Genomic DNA, 534 nt, shown 5'->3' with positions numbered 1-534 from the left:
GCGACGGCGCTGCAGGACACGCGCAGCAAGGTCCAGGACGGCAAGGCCGACCTGCCGCAGGCAGCCGAGGAGCCTGTGGTCTCCGAGGTCAACGTCTCCGAGTTCCCCGTCCTTGTCGTGACGCTGTCGGGCGAGGTGCCCGAGCGCGTTCTGACGACGGCGGCGCGCGAGTTGCGCGACCGCATCGAGGAAGTGCCTGGCGTGCTGGAGGGTTCGCTGCAGGGCGCCCGCGACGATCTCGTCGAAGTCGTCATCGAACCGATGAAACTGTCTTCCTATGGGCTGCAGCTCGAGCAGCTGATCGGTGCGGTCGGCGATTCCAACAGTCTTGTCGCCGCCGGCAACATCGAAGGGTCCGAGGGAAAATATGCCGTCAAGGTGCCGTCGCTGATCGAAACGCCGCAGGACGTGGCGGCGCTTCCGATCGTCGCCGGCCCCAATGCCGTGGTGCACGCCAAGGATATCGCCACCGTCCGCTCCACCTTCAAGGACGCCGAGACGGTGACCCGTCTCGACGGCAAGCCGGCGATCGCC

At 66.9% G+C, this 534-nt stretch carries 1 protein-coding gene; it reads left to right on the top strand.

Annotation, left to right across the window (positions count from 1 at the left end; translation table 11 throughout):
• A partial coding sequence (locus AC0L2C_RS34190; protein ID WP_473525534.1) for an efflux RND transporter permease subunit occupies nt 1-534 on the top strand: 534 nt, incomplete at both ends.

The organism is Mesorhizobium sp. WSM4845, assembly GCF_055811455.1.
This window is presented reverse-complemented; position numbering and strand designations above follow the sequence as displayed.